The sequence below is a fragment of the uncultured Dokdonia sp. genome, from assembly GCF_947496725.1.
In the GTDB taxonomy this organism is placed as follows: domain Bacteria; phylum Bacteroidota; class Bacteroidia; order Flavobacteriales; family Flavobacteriaceae; genus Dokdonia.
Genome location: NZ_CANMDS010000005.1, coordinates 255,429 through 271,675, shown reverse-complemented (window position 1 = coordinate 271,675; position 16,247 = coordinate 255,429). Strand labels below are relative to the sequence as shown.

Sequence of the window (16,247 nt, the reverse complement as noted above, 5' to 3'; positions counted from 1 at the left end):
TGATTGGATTGTATTATTCTATTCTTAATGCGTCTATTGGTTTCATTTGTATAGCTCTTGTTGCAGGTATAAAACCAGCGAGTAGTCCAGAGATGATGAGTATGGCGAGGGCGATAAAGATCACTGTAATATTTACAGAAGGATTTGCAAAGTTGTCTACTTTACCTACTTGATCTAGTATACTATTCATCACCCATATAAATCCAGCAGCAACTGCAATACCTGCCATACCAGATATTATGGTGAGTACTAGTGACTCTTGTAATATTTGAGATTTAATCTCCCAAGGAGTTGCACCTAGAGCGCGACGTACTCCTATCTCTTTGGTACGTTCTTTTACTACTATGAGCATAATGTTACTTATCCCTATCACTCCAGAAAGCAGTACAAGAGACCCCACAAAGTATCCTACAAATGTGAGTATTGAGAATAGCCCCATCACTCTACCAAACTCCTCGGCAAGGTCAAAGTGGCCTATGGCTCTTTTATCATCTGGATGAATAGAGCGCTGCTCCCTCATTGTAGTAAAAACTTGTTCTTTTATACTGGTGATACTTGTACCGTCGTGAGCCGTTATAGCCATCCACCCTACATTATCTGCACGATTAAAAGCTTGCGAAAATGTAGTAAAAGGAACAAAAATTGTATTTGCAGACTCCTCTGCATCTCCACTACTCTTTGGGTCTTTAAATGTCCCTACTACCAAAAAGTTGACACCATTTATTTTAATATAGGTGTTAAGCGGTTCTTCACCTTTGTCATAAAGCCCCTTTACAACATCTTCACCTATGATGCATATTTTTCTTTTCTCTTCTATATCAGAATAAGAGATGTAGCGACCAGAAGTAATATCTTGTGGTTGCTGTTTTATAAATTCTGGATAATCACCGTAAACGCTATAAGCACCTGTTTTTTCCTTGTAGGTAACATTATTTGCACCATTATAACCTCCTAGCTGATTTCGAGGTGAGATGTACTTTAACTGTGGGTACTTTTCCCGTAAAACGTCTACATCTTCTAATTTAAAATTGAAATAACGTCCCTTAGGCAAACCCTTATATGACATCGAGGTTCCTTGTGACCACATAAACATCGAGTTTGTAGCAAAGTCACCAAAATCTGCCGAAACGCCATTCTTCAACCCATTAGTAAGTGCGAGTAGTAATACTAAAATCAGTATACCCCAAAACACACCAAATGCCGTAAGCAGGGTTCTAAACCTGTTTGCGTTAAGTGCTTCTAGTATTTCGTTCCAACGATCTTTACTAAACATTATATTCTTTTTTTGCTTTCGCGAAAGCGGTATAACTCTCCATACTACTCATCTCTTAGTGCTTCTATAGGTCTAATATTTGCCGCTCTTCTAGCTGGTATGTAACCTGCAAGGGCTCCTGCCACGATAAGAATAATTACTGTTGACATCGCAGTCACAAAATCTACCTGAGGAAACTTGATGAAATCACTATCTATCTGTGGGCCGATTAACTCTAATAAACCAACACCTAAAAACAGCCCTAAGAAGCCAGCTATTGCGGTTATAAAAATAGACTCTTGCAGTATCATCCCGATTATAGAGCTAGGCAATGCTCCTAGTGCTTTGCGCACACCTATCTCCTTAGTACGTTCTTTTACAATGATGAGCATTATGTTACTTACACCTACCACGCCTGCTATAATTGTACCTATGCCTACAAACCAGAACACCATACGTATGGTATCTATGAGGCTATAAATTTTTTGTGCTTCTTCCAGATTATAACGCACACGCACGGCGCTACGATCATCTGGTGAGATTTGATATCTAGACTTAATCTCATCTTCTATACCTTGACTCACTGCTGCCGAAAGTGCTACGGCTTCGTCAAAATTATCAGACATCTTTACTGTAAATGCCATAGACCTTAACTTGTCTCCTGCATTAAAAACGCGTTGTGCCGTACTGAGTGGTATAAAAATACGAGACTCCTCACGCTCTCCTCCAGGGTCTGTAAATACTCCCGCTACTAGAAAGTTTATACCCATAATTTTAATAGTTGCTCCTACTGCTTGCTCTGTTTTAAAAAGGTCGTTTTTTACCTTCTGGCCTATGATGGCAACTTTAACACCTTCTTCTTCATCCTTCTGAGTCAAGAATCTACCTGCAGATAGCCCAGCATTCTCAATGAACTGCTGTCCGTAGTTTGCGCCTTCTATTCTATAATTACCTGTTTCGTTACCGTAGTTAACAAGGCCTCCCCAGATATTGTATAAACCAGTTTGATGTTCTATTGCTTCGCCAAATTTTTGATCTACATTTTCTAAATCACTATTGTGCATCTGTATACGACGGCCAGGATTGAGACCTGCGTACTCTTTTGTAGTAACACCTGTCCATACATTTACTCGGCTCTCTGCATCTTGAGCAAATTGTGTTTTTACTCCTTTCTGAATACCCGTACTAAAACCTAGAAGAATGACTAATATAAAAATACCCGAAGCTACAGACAGCCCAGTGAGAAAGGTGCGAAGCTTGTTCTTACCTATAGTTTCAAATATTTCTTGCCAGCGCTCTACATCAAACATGTAAACTTGCTTTTACTTGATTTACAACAGAGTCATCTATGATGCGACCGTCCTTTAGATTTACAATGCGCTTAGTCATCTCTGCAATATCTGGTTCGTGTGTTACCACAAGTATGGTCTTACCCTCATCATTTATACCTTGTATGAGATCCATTACTTCGTAAGAAGTTTTTGTATCGAGTGCTCCCGTAGGCTCATCTGCTAGTAGTACTTTTGGGTCACTTGCTAGTGCTCTCGCGATTGCAACTCTTTGTTTTTGACCTCCAGACATTTCACTAGGCAGGTGTGTTGCCCATTGTGCAAGACCTACCTTTTCTAAGTAATGCATAGCTCTATCTGTACGCTCTGCTCGCTTCATACCTTGGTAATAAAGCGGCATAGAGACATTATCTAACGCATTTTTATAATTGATAAGATTAAATGACTGAAAAATGAAACCTAGAAATTTGTTTCTATACTGTGCGGCAACCTTTTCATTAAGATTTTTTATAGGAACATTATCTAGGTTATATGTTCCCTCGTCTGCCTCATCTAGCATACCTAGAATATTGAGTAATGTAGATTTACCAGATCCTGAAGAACCCATAATAGAAACTAACTCACCCTCCTTTACAGAAAAGTCTATTCCTTTTAAAACGTGAAGCGAGTTGCTCCCCATTTGATACGATTTATGAAGATCTTTTATTTCTATCATAGTCAACACTTTATGACAATATAGACAGATAATCTGTCACTAATTGTGAAATTCTTGTTAAGACTACTTCGGGTTGTTTTGGTTAGTCGTCGGTAGTGTATAGTCTTATAGACTATGCAGATGATTATCTGTTACAGTTGAATTTGTTAGGGTTTTGTTAAAATGAAACCCTACCTAAGAAATAAACGTAGATTCAATAATTAACAACCAAACATTCTGAAACAAAAGCAACACATATCAAAATCATTAACCGCATTAACCTTGTGCATTGCAGTGATATGTTTCGTCTCTTCGACAAAAGATGCTTTTATACAACTGGCACACACTATTGAGCACGCTATAGCACAAAGTGCACACCACGGTGCTCACCATCATAACGAGCGCTCTAGTCTAACAGTAAATAATACTCAACACAACCATCAAAGCATAGACTTACTCGTCAAGCTATTTGACACAGATTTAGAAAAGGAAGTTCCTCAAAAAAAAGAAAATTATAATACAGATAAGAGATTATCTATCTCTAGATACACAACGCCTTCAAATCTACAAGCTCATACTAAAAAGGACAATTACTACTATCTTTTAAAACCATATACTTCTATACGATGGTTGCCTTTTGAGCCTCCACAAGCATAAATTACCTTTTATCAAGCTTATCTCTAAACCCACTCGGGACTAGGGAAGCTATATGCCATTCTCAAAATTCAATTATCAAATTATATTATATGAAATTCCTTATTGGAGCATTTGCTATGCTCTTTATTATCCCGTTATATGGGCAATCTATAACAGGTGTCGTATTAGACACTAACTCGTCTCCACTAGAAGATGTAAACATTTTTAATAAAACCTCTGGACAACATAGTCATACTAACACTACAGGTTATTTTGCCATACCTAACACAAAAAAAGGCGACTCATTATACTTCTCACGCATAGGTCACGAAACCCTGCTTGAAGTAATTACAGATCAACAAACGTCGTTGCAAGTAATACTAACACCATCATCAGTCTCTCTAGATCAAATTGTGATAGTTTCTGAAGTAGATCAACTAAGTCGCATTGTTGATATAGATGTAAAAAACAACCCTGTTAAGTCCTCACAAGAGATTTTAAGGAAAGTGCCTGGCCTAATTATAGGTCAACACGCTGGTGGCGGTAAGGCAGAACAGATATTTTTACGAGGTTTTGACATAGATCACGGTACAGATCTCGCGCTTAGCGTAGATGGACTACCCGTAAATATGGTATCTCACGCTCACGGCCAAGGGTACTCAGATCTACACTTTGTTATACCAGAAACTATAAATAATATAGAATTTGGCAAAGGACCTTTTACTGCGAGTCAAGGTAATTTTGCAACAGCTGGATATATTGATTTAAAGCTAAAAGATGTTTTAGAAAAAAACCAAGTCACGCTAGAAGTTGGCCAGTTTAACACGCAACGCTTTACCGGATTATTTCCTGTTATCAATAGTGATTATAATTCTCTATACCTAGCCTCTGAAGTTTATCTTACAGATGGACCTGTAAACTCACCCCAAAACTTCAACCGTATTAACCTTATGAGTAAGTACGTTTATGACCGCCCTGGTGAAGAAAAGTTAGACCTCACCGTATCGCACTTCCAAAGTAAATGGGACGCTTCTGGACAAATACCACAGCGCGCTGTAGACGCAGGGTTAATAGACCGTTTTGGAGCTATAGATGACACAGAGGGTGGCAACACAAGCCGCAGTAATGTGTCTCTAAGCTACACCAAGAACTTAAATGAAAACGACTCGTTTACCACAAATGCTTTTCTATCTAAATACAACTTTGAGTTGTTCTCAAATTTCACCTTCTTTTTAGAAGATCCTATAAACGGAGATCAGATAAAGCAATATGAAGATCGTTTACTAATGGGAGTTAATAGCACCTTTGAGAGAAAAGGGAAAGAACTTGCTAGTTTTGATCTAGATTATCAAGCTGGTGCTGGCTTTAGATATGATGACGTAAATGATGTTGAATTGTCGCGCACAAAAAATCGTCGTGAGACGCTTGAAAGACTTTCTTATGGTGATGTAGATGAGCTTAATGCGTTTGCATTTTTTAATGCCGAGTTTAAAAAAGGTAACTGGAATATTAATCCTTCGCTACGTCTTGATTATTTTAAATTTGATTACAATAACAAGCTTAGTCCGGTTTATGACAACCGTAGTGAGAACAAAGTTGCTGTAAGTCCTAAGCTTAATGTAATTTATACACCCTCTACTACCTTTCAATATTTCTTAAAAACAGGTATAGGTTTTCACTCTAATGACACGCGTGTTGTTGTAGCAAATGAAGGGGAAGATATATTACCCGCAGCCTATGGTATTGACATAGGTACAATTATAAAACCTGCGAGCAGGCTAGTGGTAAATGCAGCGCTATGGAGTCTTTTTCTAGATCAAGAATTTGTGTACGTAGGTGATGCAGGTATTGTAGAACCTAGTGGTCGCTCTCGTAGAGTGGGTGTTGAACTAGGTGCTCGCTACCAGTTTAACGACTGGTTATATGCTTACTCAGATGTAAACTACACCTATGCTAGGAGTACAGATGAGCCAGACGGAGAAGATTTAATCCCTCTCGCACCAGATTTTACAGCTGTAGGTGGTATTAATGTAGATAACCTAGGAGCCTTTTCCGGTTCTCTTGCATATAGATATATAGATGACAGAGCTGCAAATGAAGACAACTCTATTATTGCAGAGGGTTACTTTATTACAGATATGAATCTTAATTATAAAGTAAACAACTGGACTTATGGAATCATAATAGAAAACCTATTTGACACTGAGTGGAATGAAACACAATTTGCAACAGAAAGTAGACTTTTTAACGAGGCAACCCCAGTTGAAGAGATTCACTTTACACCAGGCACACCCTTCTTCATAAGAGGAAAAATAGCTGTGACTTTTTAGAATCACTAACTCAATTTCTTTAAGGGCGATTTATATAATCGCCCTTTTTTATGGCTTTTATATACGCTTTCGCGAAAGCGTAACAAAAAAATCTCCCGATAAACACGGGAGATTTTTCTAACATCTTAATCTATTAATAACAATTATCCTTCAAAATCACCGTCATCATCACCGCCACCGCGGTTACCTCTTGATCGTTGTTTTTTCTGATTAAAACGGTATGTAAATGCTAGGTTAAATGAACGCACTCTAAACTGAAACTCACTATCACTCACAAAAGACTCTGTTTGAGTAAGTGACTGCCTTTTACTTGAGTTAAATACGTCACTCACGTTAAATGCTATTGTAGCATTATCATTAAGAATGTCTTTACTAAAAGCGAGGTTGGTAAATAAGAATCCTTCAGTTTCTGTTTGAGCATTATTCGTTGGCCCTCTATAAAACACATTAGTTTGCCAGTCTATTTTATACGGTAATGTCACTTTTGCACTACCCCTTGTAAAGAAACTAAAGTTACTTGCACCATAATCTACACCATTAAACTCACCCTCTGTTTCAAATAAAAATGCGTTTGCACTAAAGTTAAGACGTAACCATTTTTTTGGGTTATAAAGAACGCCCATCTCTGCTCCATATCGCTGGTTTGTGCTCAAGTTAATAGGCAGGGTTCTAATAATAGGAATTCCGTTTGCAGTGACTAGTCCTGTATCTTCTTGTATACGCTCAAAAGAGTCTGTCTCATACTGATAATAGATAGATGAAGTAAGTGTTACTTTATCCCATCTTTTTAAATACCCTATATCATACGCACTTGCAAATGATGGTACGAGATCTGGATTACCTTGAAAAATGTTTGCCTCACTAGAACGTGATGGAAAAGGGTTTATAAAACGCCCTCTAGGTCTGTTTATCCTTCTATTATAACCTAGTGTGAGGTTCTCACGATCGTTAAACTCATAGGTTAAGTTAAGTGTAGGAAATAAACCATCGGTTTTATTATCAAAATCAAGATTAGTACCTAAATCGCTATCTTCTACAATAGCATCTACTGTACCCCTCTGTCTTGTATTCTCATAACGCAGACCGGCTAAAAATGAGAAGTCCCCAAATTTATTACCATACTGTGTGTATATGGCGTGTACATCCTCCTTATAAGTGAAGATATTAGAAAGACCATCATCACGTATAAAAGCGCCGCCGGCTTCTTCTTGTTCTAGTAGTGTATAATCTGTAACTGTTTCTTCAAAATTACCTCTGTAACCAAACTCAAACTGGGCATTCTCCCCTATAGGTCTTACATAATCTACCTGTGCAAGGTACTCTGTTTGATCTTCTATTTGAGTAATATCTTCTGCAGGAAGGGTTACATCTGTTGGAAAGGTGTTAAACTCTGTAATGGTAGAAAGTTCTGTTTCTTCATTTACTGCATATTGAAATGCAGAGGTAAGCTCGTGACCGCTCTCATCAAATTTTGTAATTGAGTTTAAAGATAACTGGTATGTTTTATCATCTTCTACCTCACGCTCTAATCGTGTTCTAGAGATAGCAAGGTCACCGTTTGTATCAAACTCATCTGTAAAGTTATCTGTTCCAGAAGAGTTATCGCTTAGTCTTAAAAATCCGCTAGCGGTAACAGAAGTCTTTTCTGTTAAGAAGTATTCTATCCCTAGGTTAGTGTTGAAACCACCACGGTTTCTATCAAATTCTCTTGTTTCTTCTATAAGAGGATTTGTCACATCATCAGAAAGGAATCTGTTTTCAAAAAATGCATTACCCGGCGATGTACGTTTACTATAGCCCGTTGTATTAAAAATATTAAACTTGTCTGTACGTAGGTTTATATTACCTGTGATACCATAACGTTCTGGATCACCCACATTAGTTTGTATAGATCCATTAAGACCTAGTGTTTTTTCTTTTCTTAGTATGATATTAAGTATACCCGCAGTACCCTCTGCATCATAACGTGCAGATGGTGATGTGATTACTTCTACACGCTCAATAGCATCTGCCGGGAGCTGGCTCAATGCATCCACAGAGCCAAAACCTGCAATAGCAGATGGACGACCATTAATAAGGATACGCACGTTTTCATTACCACGTAGGGCGATTGCCCCATCTACATCTACCGTAACAGAAGGCACATTACTCAAAGCGTCACTTACCGTGGCACCACTTGTAGTAAGATCTTTACCTATGTTATATATTTTTTTATCTAGTCTCACTTGCACCTCTGTAGTTTCGGCACGTACAATTACTTCATCTAGTGATTGTGAGTCTATTGCCAGTGCTTGTGTAGGTAGCGTTGTGCTTTTAAATAGCTTTTGACCAGGTAGAACTTTGGTCTCAAAAGAGATAAACTCAAATTTTACATCATATACTCCAGCAGCTACTTCTATACTATAGTTTCCGTTTGGGTCTGTGATTCCTCCAGTTACAACTTTACCTTCACTATTTGTAAATGATACCGTTGCATACTCTAGTGGCACGTTAGTATCTGCCTCTAGTACTTTACCAGTGATAGTTACATCTGGTCTTCCTCCCTCTGGTCTCTGTGCAAACACTAGCGTAGTAAATGCAAGTAAGGTGAGGGTAAATAAATATTTCATCTCTTTGATAATTTGGTTCTGTTATGAGACACGCAAATTACGGCTGGGTTTAGTCCAGTTGTACTAAGGTTTTGTTAAAGAATAAAACCTTATCACAAAAGATGAAAATATATGGAGAGAACTATTGATTATTCATCTTCCCCATTCTCGGCAGGGACCTTCTTTTTTGACTTATAAATAAAGTAAAATACGCCTCCTACTAAGATGTACGGTATCACCATTAGATACTTGATACCATTGTTTATTCCCTTTGCAGTACTATTATCTTCTTCAGACTCAAGAACGGCGCGACACATTGCACACTGTGTGGTTGCGGCAGTGGTGGTTGCGTGTAAGTCCGCTTTCGCGAAAGCGCAACAAAAAACAATTACAATAGTGATGTACTTAATATATTTCATCTAGTGCACGTAGTATGGAGATATCATAAGGTAAACGATCACGCCAGTTATGGCAACATATAACCATATAGGATATGTGATGCGAGCAAGTTTTTTATGCTTATCAAATCGCTCTGCAAGCGCACGAACATAAGTGAATAGCACAAGCGGAATGATAATGATAGATAGTGCGATGTGTGTGATAAGTATAAAGAAGTATACATATCTTATAAAACCTTCACCACCGTATGATGTAGAGTCTGACGTCATATGGTATGCCACATACATTAAAAGAAAAAGTACAGACAGACCTATGGCAGTCTTCATTAATCGCTCGTGTGTTGCTCTATTACCATTTTTTATAGCTCTTACTGCAAGAATAAGTACAAGTGCCGTAAGCCCGTTAATACCAGCGTAGATAGGTGGCAAGAAGGTAAGTGGTTCTACATCTAGCCCAAAATCTTTGAGCTTGATGGTAAAAAGTACAGCAACAGCTACGGGTATCACTACAGAGAGTATAATAATCCAGTTTCTGTATTTCTTTTCGGTGGGGTTTTGGGTACTCATACTATTTTAATAATTTATTTATGTCTTCTATTAAGATATCTACTTCTGATGTTTCGCCTCCTTCTGGAACGACTTTATCCATAGGCACAAAACCACGGTAATATGGCTTTGGGTTTCCATAAGGGTCCAGTCTAGATCTTATAAAACCGTTTTGATCTACAAGTGCAAAAAGTCCCGAGTGATATAAATCTGTCTCATCTCCTTCTTCATTTGTTGCTAGATAAAAACCTTCATTAGACAGCTTGCGTATCACAGATCTATCACCTGTCATAAAATGCCAGTTAGTGTTAGTTACCCCATAATCTTGTTGATATTGTTTAAGCACCTCTGGCTGGTCGTGCTCTGGATCTATCGAGAATGAGGCAATTCCGAAATCATCACGACCTTCAAACTTCTTTGCTATAGCCTGCAGGTTATGACTCATAGGGATACAGATATCTGTACACCTTGTAAAGAAAAACTCCACTAGATATACTTTACCCTTATAATCTGCATTGCTTATGGTATCGTTATCTTGATTTACAAACTTAAAAGGCGGCACTTTACGATCTACACCATTTTGAGTAATATACACAAGACCATCTGGTGCTTCTTCTATAGGCACACCACCTTCTTGGTGCATTCTTCCGCCGCGAGATACATCATCATTTGCGAGGCGCTTGTATATTTTTGGGATTACAATAATTCCAAAAATTAATACGATGGCCGCGATGCCTATGTAGGTGTTTTTTCTCATTTGTTTTAAAAATCTATAAACGACTATTAATCTCTGCGTTGTTCTATCTTAGGACTCGCATTGTTATTTTTCTTAAGGGCTAGTCTATACTCGGCTAGTAATATTTTAATATCATCCTTAAGGTATCCCATCTCTACAGCTTGTGTAAAATCATAGCCATAAGCATTTGCTTTTTTGTCTTCGTGACCAGAGCGTAGTGATAATGCTTTATCAACCAAGAACACATTAGGGTGACCACCATCACTCATCATAGATAAACCTGTGTCAAGTGATTTAAAATGTGCCGCGGTTTGCTCCTTTGTGGCAACTACAAAACGCATTTTTGAGGTGTCAAAAATACGAGCAAGCTCTGTTTTAAGAGCCTCTACCACATCTTCGCTGCCTTTATTTACAAAGAGTACCATTTGAAAATCATCATACCTCTCAAAGTATTTAAAGATCATCAAATTAAGGTTTGCGGTATATCCTTCATTTTGCATTAAACCATCACCTAGGTAACCTACCAGTGTGATATGGTTATTTAATGTGAGTGGCACCTCTGCCGTTTGCACAACTTTGTATTCTTGACTTGCATAACGGCTTACATCTTCCACCTTTTCTGTAACAAGTGGCAAGTTTGCAAAGTTATACACTCCAGATGCAAAGAAGAGGTAAGCAACTATAGGTAAGACAAAAAGCGATACCAGAACGAGTTTCTTTTTCATAATTACAAAGATAAATCCCAGATGGGAATAGAGCGAGGTATTCTTTTCAATTTTTATGAAATAACGCTTTCGCGAAAGCGGAATTAAAACGCATAAAAAAAGCGACCCGAAAGTCGCTTTATAAATACTGTTTGATTCTTAAAAATCCCAACTCTGGAAACCGTTGTTGTAAACCTCAAAGATGTAATCTCCTTCTGTAAGTAGTATAAATACTAAGTAACAAATAAGGAATATACCTGTCCAAACTACAGCTCTTCTTAATCCCTTAACTTCATCACGCATATGCATAAAGTCCCAAGTGATATAGTAAGCCTTAACTATAGTAAGTATAATGAAGATCCAGTTAAGAAGCTTCATTCTTATAAATGTAGTTTCTATTAAGAATTCTGGCTTATAGATACCTAGTACAACCTCTACAGCTGTTACTAAGGTTAAAAATATAAGTACACCCCAGATTTTCTGAATGTTATTTTTGAACTTTAAAGTTCCTCTAAATATTGCAAGTTTATGTTCGTGTGCCATAATATATAACTGTCTGCGTGGTAAATTAAACTAGGTAGAAGAATGTAAATACAAATACCCATACAAGGTCTACAAAGTGCCAGTATAACCCAACCTTTTCAACCATCTCATAGTGTCCTCTTCTCTCGTAAGTACCTAACACCACATTAAAGAAAATAATGATATTAATTAGTACCCCAGAAAATACGTGGAAACCGTGAAAACCTGTAATAAAGAAAAAGAAATCTGCAAATAGTGGTGCTCCATACTCGTTGTGTATAAGGTTTGCTCCTTCTACTACTTGCTTACCATCTTTGTTAAGCTTAGCAAGTGACGCTTCTCTAGAGAGTACCGTTTTCTCACCATCTTCTGTAAGTGTTTGTATACGTATAAGTGCATTAGGCGTAGCAGCAAATCCTGCTTTTACCTCCTCTATAGAGTATGTTGTAGGTGTAGCCTCTTGATCATACCAGATACCGTTTTTACCTAAGTGTTGCTCACGCTCGCTAGCCTGCTCAATAGCAAAGTCTGCAAGGGCAAGACGGTTACCTTCTGTATCTACAAACTGAAGGATTTTACCACCCTTAGTCTCTACTGCTCCAAAGTCTCCCTTGATAAAAGTTGCCCACTCCCATCCTTGTGACCCTACGAAGATAATACCTCCTATAATCGTTAAGAACATATAGAATGCTACACTCTTATGTTTTAAGTGATGACCTGCGTCTACAGCAAGTACCATAGTTACAGAAGACATAATTAAAACAAATGTCATAAAGGCAACATAGATCATAGGGAAGTTACCGTGTACAAAAGGTACGTGGGTAAAAACCTCATCTGCTATAGGCCAAGCATCAATAAATTTAAATCTTGAAAAACCGTAAGCCGCAAGAAACCCAGAAAAGGTTAATGCATCAGATACGATAAAAAACCACATCATTAGTTTTCCGTAGCTCGCTTTTAGTGGTTGATTTCCACCACTCCAAGTTCCTTCCTCAGAGTTATTATGTGTCACAGTCGTGTCCATTCGTAAGAATTGGTTAATTTAATGGTTGCAAAAATAAGTATTTTCTATTCGGAATTCAACACTCAGACTCCGATTTATAATGGTTTTAGATACGCTTTCGCGAAAGCGTTCTCACAATCTCTATTTTGTCACAAATAATAACACAAATAAAAAGACCCATAAAATGTCTAAAAAGTGCCAAAACGTGACTCCTAGCGACAATCCTAAATGGCTCTCTGCCGAATACTTACCTCTTAAATGATTAATAATCACTACCAAAAGAGCAATAAATCCCGCTACTACGTGTGCGATGTGAACCGCTATAATTAAAAATAAAAATGTCGTGGTAATATTACTAGAAGCTCCTGTAAAATAAAAGCCTTGCTCTTGAAATGATGCAAAACCAGCAAATTGTGAAGCCACAAAACCTAAGCCTAGTAAAAAAGTGATTAACAATAGCGCCGTACCCAGACCCTTTTTGTTATTAATTATTGCATTTTTTGCAAAGTGTATGGTCACACTACTTATCACAATAAGCACTGTAGATATGATAAGTGCTTGTGGAAAATCATAAGTTTCTAGCCAGTCGCGACGCTCCATACTCACAATGTAAGCACTTGTAAGTCCTCCAAAGGTCATACATAAACTTATTATTCCAAACCAGAGCATTTGCTTTTTTGCACGCTCTTCTTTTAATCGTTCTCCTCCTTGAGTATAATCCATCTATCTTAAAAATTTATCTACTACAAAAACTATCTGAAGTAGTGTAATATACGTTACACTTGAAAGCATTAGTCGTTTGGCTGTTTTTGCGTCTCTGTTCTGGTACAATTTTATTGCCCAGTACAGCATAAATAATCCTAAAGCTCCCACTACAATGGCAGATATAGGTGATAAAAATAAATCTCCCGTTACCCCAAAGGCAGGAACTAGTGAAATAAGTACCGTCCAGACCGTGTATAGCACAATCTGCAAGGCCGTACCCTTATCGCGTTTACCCGTAGGTAACATAGCAAAGCCTCCTTTTTTATAGTCATCAAAAAGAAACCACCCTATTGCCCAAAAGTGAGGAAATTGCCAGAAAAACTGTATCATAAACAGTGTACCTGGCTCAATACCAAAATCATTTGTCGCAGCTACCCAACCCAGCATATACGGTATCGCACCTGGAAAGGCTCCTACAAAAACAGATAATGGCGTTTTAGTCTTAAGTGGCGTGTATAATAGTACATACATAAAAATAGAAATCCCACCAAACATTGCTGTCTGTGGGTTTATGTACCATAACGTACCTAGCCCTAATATGGTAAATAGTATTGCTATAGCAAGCGCCGTACTTACAGACATACGCCCAGAGGCTACGGGTCTGTTTTTAGTACGATCCATAAGTGCATCAAGATCTCTCTCTAGCACCTGGTTATAAGCATTAGAGGCTCCTACCATAAAGTAACCACCTACAGACAAGAGTGCCACTACAAGCCAGTCTATAGTATCTGCCGCAAGAAAGTAACCAGCAACACTAGAAAAGACAACACTTATAGATAAGCGCATCTTTGTGATTTCCTTAAAATCGTACCAAGCCGAATAGGTTTCTGTATGTACTGCAACGTCGCTCAAAGACTGTAATTTTTGCTTTAATTTTTGTCGTGCAAAGATACCTCACAAAAGCAATCTGTACAACTCATAAAAAATGAAAGCTTTACACAAGGGATTGTTAAAATTGCGCTTTCGCGAAAGCGTAATTAATAACTTGCGACTACATCCAAAAAAAAAGATCTGCTATTATGAAGTACTTTGCACTATTAATCATCTTATTATACACTACACTCAGTGGCGCTCAAGGGCGCTTTGATAATGTAGAAATTACCGTAAAAGAAGTGTCAGACCACATATATATGCTACAAGGTGCCGGCGGAAACATAGGCATATCTACCGGTGAAGATGGTGTATTTATGATAGATGATCAGTTTGCGCCACTTAGTGATAAAATTACCGCAGCTATAAAAACCATCTCACCACAACCTGTAAAGTTTCTTGTAAACACACACTTTCACGGTGATCACAGTGGTGGTAATGCAAATTTTGAGGCGGCCGGCGCAATGATTGTTGCACACGACAATGTGCGTAAAAGACTATCAGAAAATGAAAATACTGCAAATGCAGGACTACCAGTAATCACCTTTAGTGAGGATGCAACCTTCTATCAAAATGGAGATGATGTGTTTTTAACACACGTGCACAATGCACATACAGATGGTGATGCTTTAGTCTATTTTGCACAAAGTAACGTACTTCACACTGGCGATACGTTCTTTAACGGGCGATTCCCCTTTATAGATATAAACAGAGGCGGAAGCATAAAAGGTGATATTGCCGCTGCAAAAAAAGGATTGATGCTCATCAATAATGACACAAAAATCATCCCTGGCCACGGGTCACTCGCAACAAAGGCAGACTACCAGAAATATCACGATATGCTCGTTGCCATATATAGTGAGGTAAAAAAAGCTGCTCAAAACAATGTATCTTTAGAAGAGGTTACCGCAATGGAGTCTATAACAAGCTCGTTTTTTACAGATGCAGAAACAGCAAAAGATTTTATCTCTGGACCAAAATTTAGAAGTACAGTTTACAAAAGCATTTTGCAAGAGTTAGAAACGAATGAAAACTAAACGCATATGAGCTCAGAGATACACATCAAATCCATAAGGCCTTTTATAGGCTCAAAAGACTTTAAAACCTCAAGTGCCTTTTACAAAACCATTGGATTTGAAGAACGTATGATCTCTCCAGATATGACACTGTTTACACGAGAAGGCTTTGGCTTTTATTTACAAGATGCTTATGTAAAAGACTGGGTAGATAATACAATGCTCTTTTTAGAAGTAATACAGCTTGATGAGTATCTCTCACACCTACACTCATTGCAACTTAGTGAGCGATTTAAAAATGTAAAGCTCTCTAATATTGTAAATAATGACTGGGGACGCGAGTTCTTTTTACACGATCCCTCAGGTATACTATGGCACATAGGTAATTTTAAGTAAGATCAATCTACTAGATACTCCATAGAGTCATAAACGAGACTCGATAAAGCATAAGCAGTTTCTTTCTTTTTATACTTTAGACCTATAAGCTGCGCGCCTTGATAACCTTTACTAGCGTCTATGGCTATGCGAGAAGCATCCTCTTCTGAGATGACTAGGCAGAGCTTACCACAAAAAGCATCTCCATATGCACTCACGACAAGATACACTTGACCAAAGATCTCTTCCCTCATCTCATAGTAGTAATCTACATCTGGGCTTTCTTTTATAAGTCTATACAGCTCCGCTTGATACGCTTTGCTAGAGTAAATATTTGAGGCAAGTATTGGGTTGCGTTGTGTATTATGACACTCCTTTTTTTGAGCACAAGAGACAAGAAGCACAGCGACAACCACCCAGAGAAGGTTGATTTTGGATAACATAGCACAATGGATTGATAAAGTAGTTTCTCGCCTTTACAAATAACGAGCACTCTTATTCAAATAGTATGTACTATCTATTT

Annotated in this window: 17 protein-coding genes; 4 read left to right on the top strand and 13 right to left on the bottom strand. The window is 38.0% G+C overall.

All coding sequences use genetic code 11. From position 1 onward, the window contains the following. Positions 1–13: 13 nt before the first annotated feature. From Q0948_RS12445 to Q0948_RS12435, 3 genes are read right to left on the bottom strand one after another with little or no spacing between them, the layout of a single operon-like run. A complete protein-coding gene (locus Q0948_RS12445) occupies positions 14–1,273 on the bottom strand; it encodes an ABC transporter permease (RefSeq protein WP_038599163.1) in 1,260 nt (419 codons plus the stop codon). Between the two features lie 44 nt (positions 1,274–1,317). Further along, on the bottom strand, positions 1,318–2,562 hold the full coding sequence (locus tag Q0948_RS12440; RefSeq protein ID WP_035327234.1) for an ABC transporter permease: 1,245 nt from the start codon (positions 2,560–2,562) through the stop codon (positions 1,318–1,320). After that, positions 2,555–3,256, bottom strand: coding sequence for an ABC transporter ATP-binding protein (locus Q0948_RS12435; RefSeq protein ID WP_038599160.1), 702 nt, complete (start codon positions 3,254–3,256; stop codon positions 2,555–2,557). The genes Q0948_RS12440 and Q0948_RS12435 overlap by 8 nt, the downstream gene beginning before the upstream one ends. A gap of 273 nt (positions 3,257–3,529) precedes the next feature. On the opposite strand from Q0948_RS12435, the gene Q0948_RS12430 reads away from it, so the two are divergent. After that, positions 3,530–3,892: a hypothetical protein gene (locus tag Q0948_RS12430; RefSeq protein WP_298353196.1), complete on the top strand. Its 363-nt coding sequence runs from the start codon at positions 3,530–3,532 to the stop codon at positions 3,890–3,892. An 89-nt stretch (positions 3,893–3,981) separates the two neighbouring features. Further along, a complete protein-coding gene (locus Q0948_RS12425) occupies positions 3,982–6,201 on the top strand; it encodes a TonB-dependent receptor (RefSeq protein ID WP_298353193.1) in 2,220 nt (739 codons plus the stop codon). Positions 6,202–6,344: 143 nt separating this feature from the next. Here Q0948_RS12425 and Q0948_RS12420 read toward each other — a convergent pair whose 3' ends face one another. The 9 genes from Q0948_RS12420 to cyoE form a co-directional block, all read right to left on the bottom strand. Beyond that, complete coding sequence (locus Q0948_RS12420; RefSeq protein ID WP_298353190.1) at positions 6,345–8,810, bottom strand: outer membrane beta-barrel family protein; 2,466 nt, start codon at positions 8,808–8,810, stop codon at positions 6,345–6,347. 128 nt (positions 8,811–8,938) lie between these two features. Then, positions 8,939–9,208, bottom strand: coding sequence for a hypothetical protein (locus tag Q0948_RS12415; protein ID WP_298353187.1), 270 nt, complete (start codon positions 9,206–9,208; stop codon positions 8,939–8,941). Further along, complete coding sequence (locus Q0948_RS12410; protein ID WP_035327222.1) at positions 9,209–9,754, bottom strand: DUF420 domain-containing protein; 546 nt, start codon at positions 9,752–9,754, stop codon at positions 9,209–9,211. A gap of 1 nt (position 9,755) precedes the next feature. Further along, positions 9,756–10,490, bottom strand: coding sequence for an SCO family protein (locus Q0948_RS12405; RefSeq protein ID WP_298353181.1), 735 nt, complete (start codon positions 10,488–10,490; stop codon positions 9,756–9,758). Between the two features lie 26 nt (positions 10,491–10,516). Next, the gene (locus tag Q0948_RS12400; RefSeq protein ID WP_298353178.1) at positions 10,517–11,194 is read right to left on the bottom strand and encodes a hypothetical protein; all 678 of its coding nucleotides are present in this window, start codon (positions 11,192–11,194) and stop codon (positions 10,517–10,519) included. Between the two features lie 138 nt (positions 11,195–11,332). Next, positions 11,333–11,716, bottom strand: coding sequence for a cytochrome C oxidase subunit IV family protein (locus tag Q0948_RS12395; RefSeq protein ID WP_035327215.1), 384 nt, complete (start codon positions 11,714–11,716; stop codon positions 11,333–11,335). Positions 11,717–11,741: 25 nt separating this feature from the next. Next, entirely contained in the window at positions 11,742–12,719 is a 978-nt protein-coding gene (locus Q0948_RS12390; RefSeq protein ID WP_298353172.1) for a cytochrome c oxidase subunit 3, read from the bottom strand. Positions 12,720–12,839: 120 nt separating this feature from the next. Next, complete coding sequence (locus Q0948_RS12385; protein WP_298353169.1) at positions 12,840–13,421, bottom strand: cytochrome c oxidase subunit 3; 582 nt, start codon at positions 13,419–13,421, stop codon at positions 12,840–12,842. Continuing rightward, on the bottom strand, positions 13,422–14,315 hold the full coding sequence (gene cyoE / locus Q0948_RS12380) for a heme o synthase (RefSeq protein WP_298353166.1): 894 nt from the start codon (positions 14,313–14,315) through the stop codon (positions 13,422–13,424). Positions 14,316–14,482: 167 nt separating this feature from the next. On the opposite strand from cyoE, the gene Q0948_RS12375 reads away from it, so the two are divergent. Next, positions 14,483–15,370 (top strand): MBL fold metallo-hydrolase, encoded by an 888-nt coding sequence (locus Q0948_RS12375; RefSeq protein ID WP_298353163.1) that lies wholly within the window; start codon positions 14,483–14,485, stop codon positions 15,368–15,370. Positions 15,371–15,376: 6 nt separating this feature from the next. Continuing rightward, entirely contained in the window at positions 15,377–15,745 is a 369-nt protein-coding gene (locus tag Q0948_RS12370) for a glyoxalase (protein ID WP_298353160.1), read from the top strand. 2 nt (positions 15,746–15,747) lie between these two features. Here Q0948_RS12370 and Q0948_RS12365 read toward each other — a convergent pair whose 3' ends face one another. Next, positions 15,748–16,167 (bottom strand): hypothetical protein, encoded by a 420-nt coding sequence (locus Q0948_RS12365; protein ID WP_298353157.1) that lies wholly within the window; start codon positions 16,165–16,167, stop codon positions 15,748–15,750. Positions 16,168–16,247 lie beyond the last annotated feature (80 nt).

Coding starts and splice junctions, on each gene's coding strand:
- Q0948_RS12445 (WP_038599163.1), bottom strand. CDS start 1,273: ATGTTTAGTAAAGATCGTTGGAACGAAATACTAGAAGCACTTAACGCA.
- Q0948_RS12440 (WP_035327234.1), bottom strand. CDS start 2,562: ATGTTTGATGTAGAGCGCTGGCAAGAAATATTTGAAACTATAGGTAAG.
- Q0948_RS12435 (WP_038599160.1), bottom strand. CDS start 3,256: ATGATAGAAATAAAAGATCTTCATAAATCGTATCAAATGGGGAGCAAC.
- Q0948_RS12425 (WP_298353193.1), top strand. CDS start 3,982: ATGAAATTCCTTATTGGAGCATTTGCTATGCTCTTTATTATCCCGTTA.
- Q0948_RS12420 (WP_298353190.1), bottom strand. CDS start 8,810: ATGAAATATTTATTTACCCTCACCTTACTTGCATTTACTACGCTAGTG.
- Q0948_RS12415 (WP_298353187.1), bottom strand. CDS start 9,208: ATGAAATATATTAAGTACATCACTATTGTAATTGTTTTTTGTTGCGCT.
- Q0948_RS12410 (WP_035327222.1), bottom strand. CDS start 9,754: ATGAGTACCCAAAACCCCACCGAAAAGAAATACAGAAACTGGATTATT.
- Q0948_RS12405 (WP_298353181.1), bottom strand. CDS start 10,490: ATGAGAAAAAACACCTACATAGGCATCGCGGCCATCGTATTAATTTTT.
- Q0948_RS12400 (WP_298353178.1), bottom strand. CDS start 11,194: ATGAAAAAGAAACTCGTTCTGGTATCGCTTTTTGTCTTACCTATAGTT.
- Q0948_RS12395 (WP_035327215.1), bottom strand. CDS start 11,716: ATGGCACACGAACATAAACTTGCAATATTTAGAGGAACTTTAAAGTTC.
- Q0948_RS12390 (WP_298353172.1), bottom strand. CDS start 12,719: ATGGACACGACTGTGACACATAATAACTCTGAGGAAGGAACTTGGAGT.
- Q0948_RS12385 (WP_298353169.1), bottom strand. CDS start 13,421: ATGGATTATACTCAAGGAGGAGAACGATTAAAAGAAGAGCGTGCAAAA.
- Q0948_RS12375 (WP_298353163.1), top strand. CDS start 14,483: ATGAAGTACTTTGCACTATTAATCATCTTATTATACACTACACTCAGT.
- Q0948_RS12370 (WP_298353160.1), top strand. CDS start 15,377: ATGAGCTCAGAGATACACATCAAATCCATAAGGCCTTTTATAGGCTCA.
- Q0948_RS12365 (WP_298353157.1), bottom strand. CDS start 16,167: ATGTTATCCAAAATCAACCTTCTCTGGGTGGTTGTCGCTGTGCTTCTT.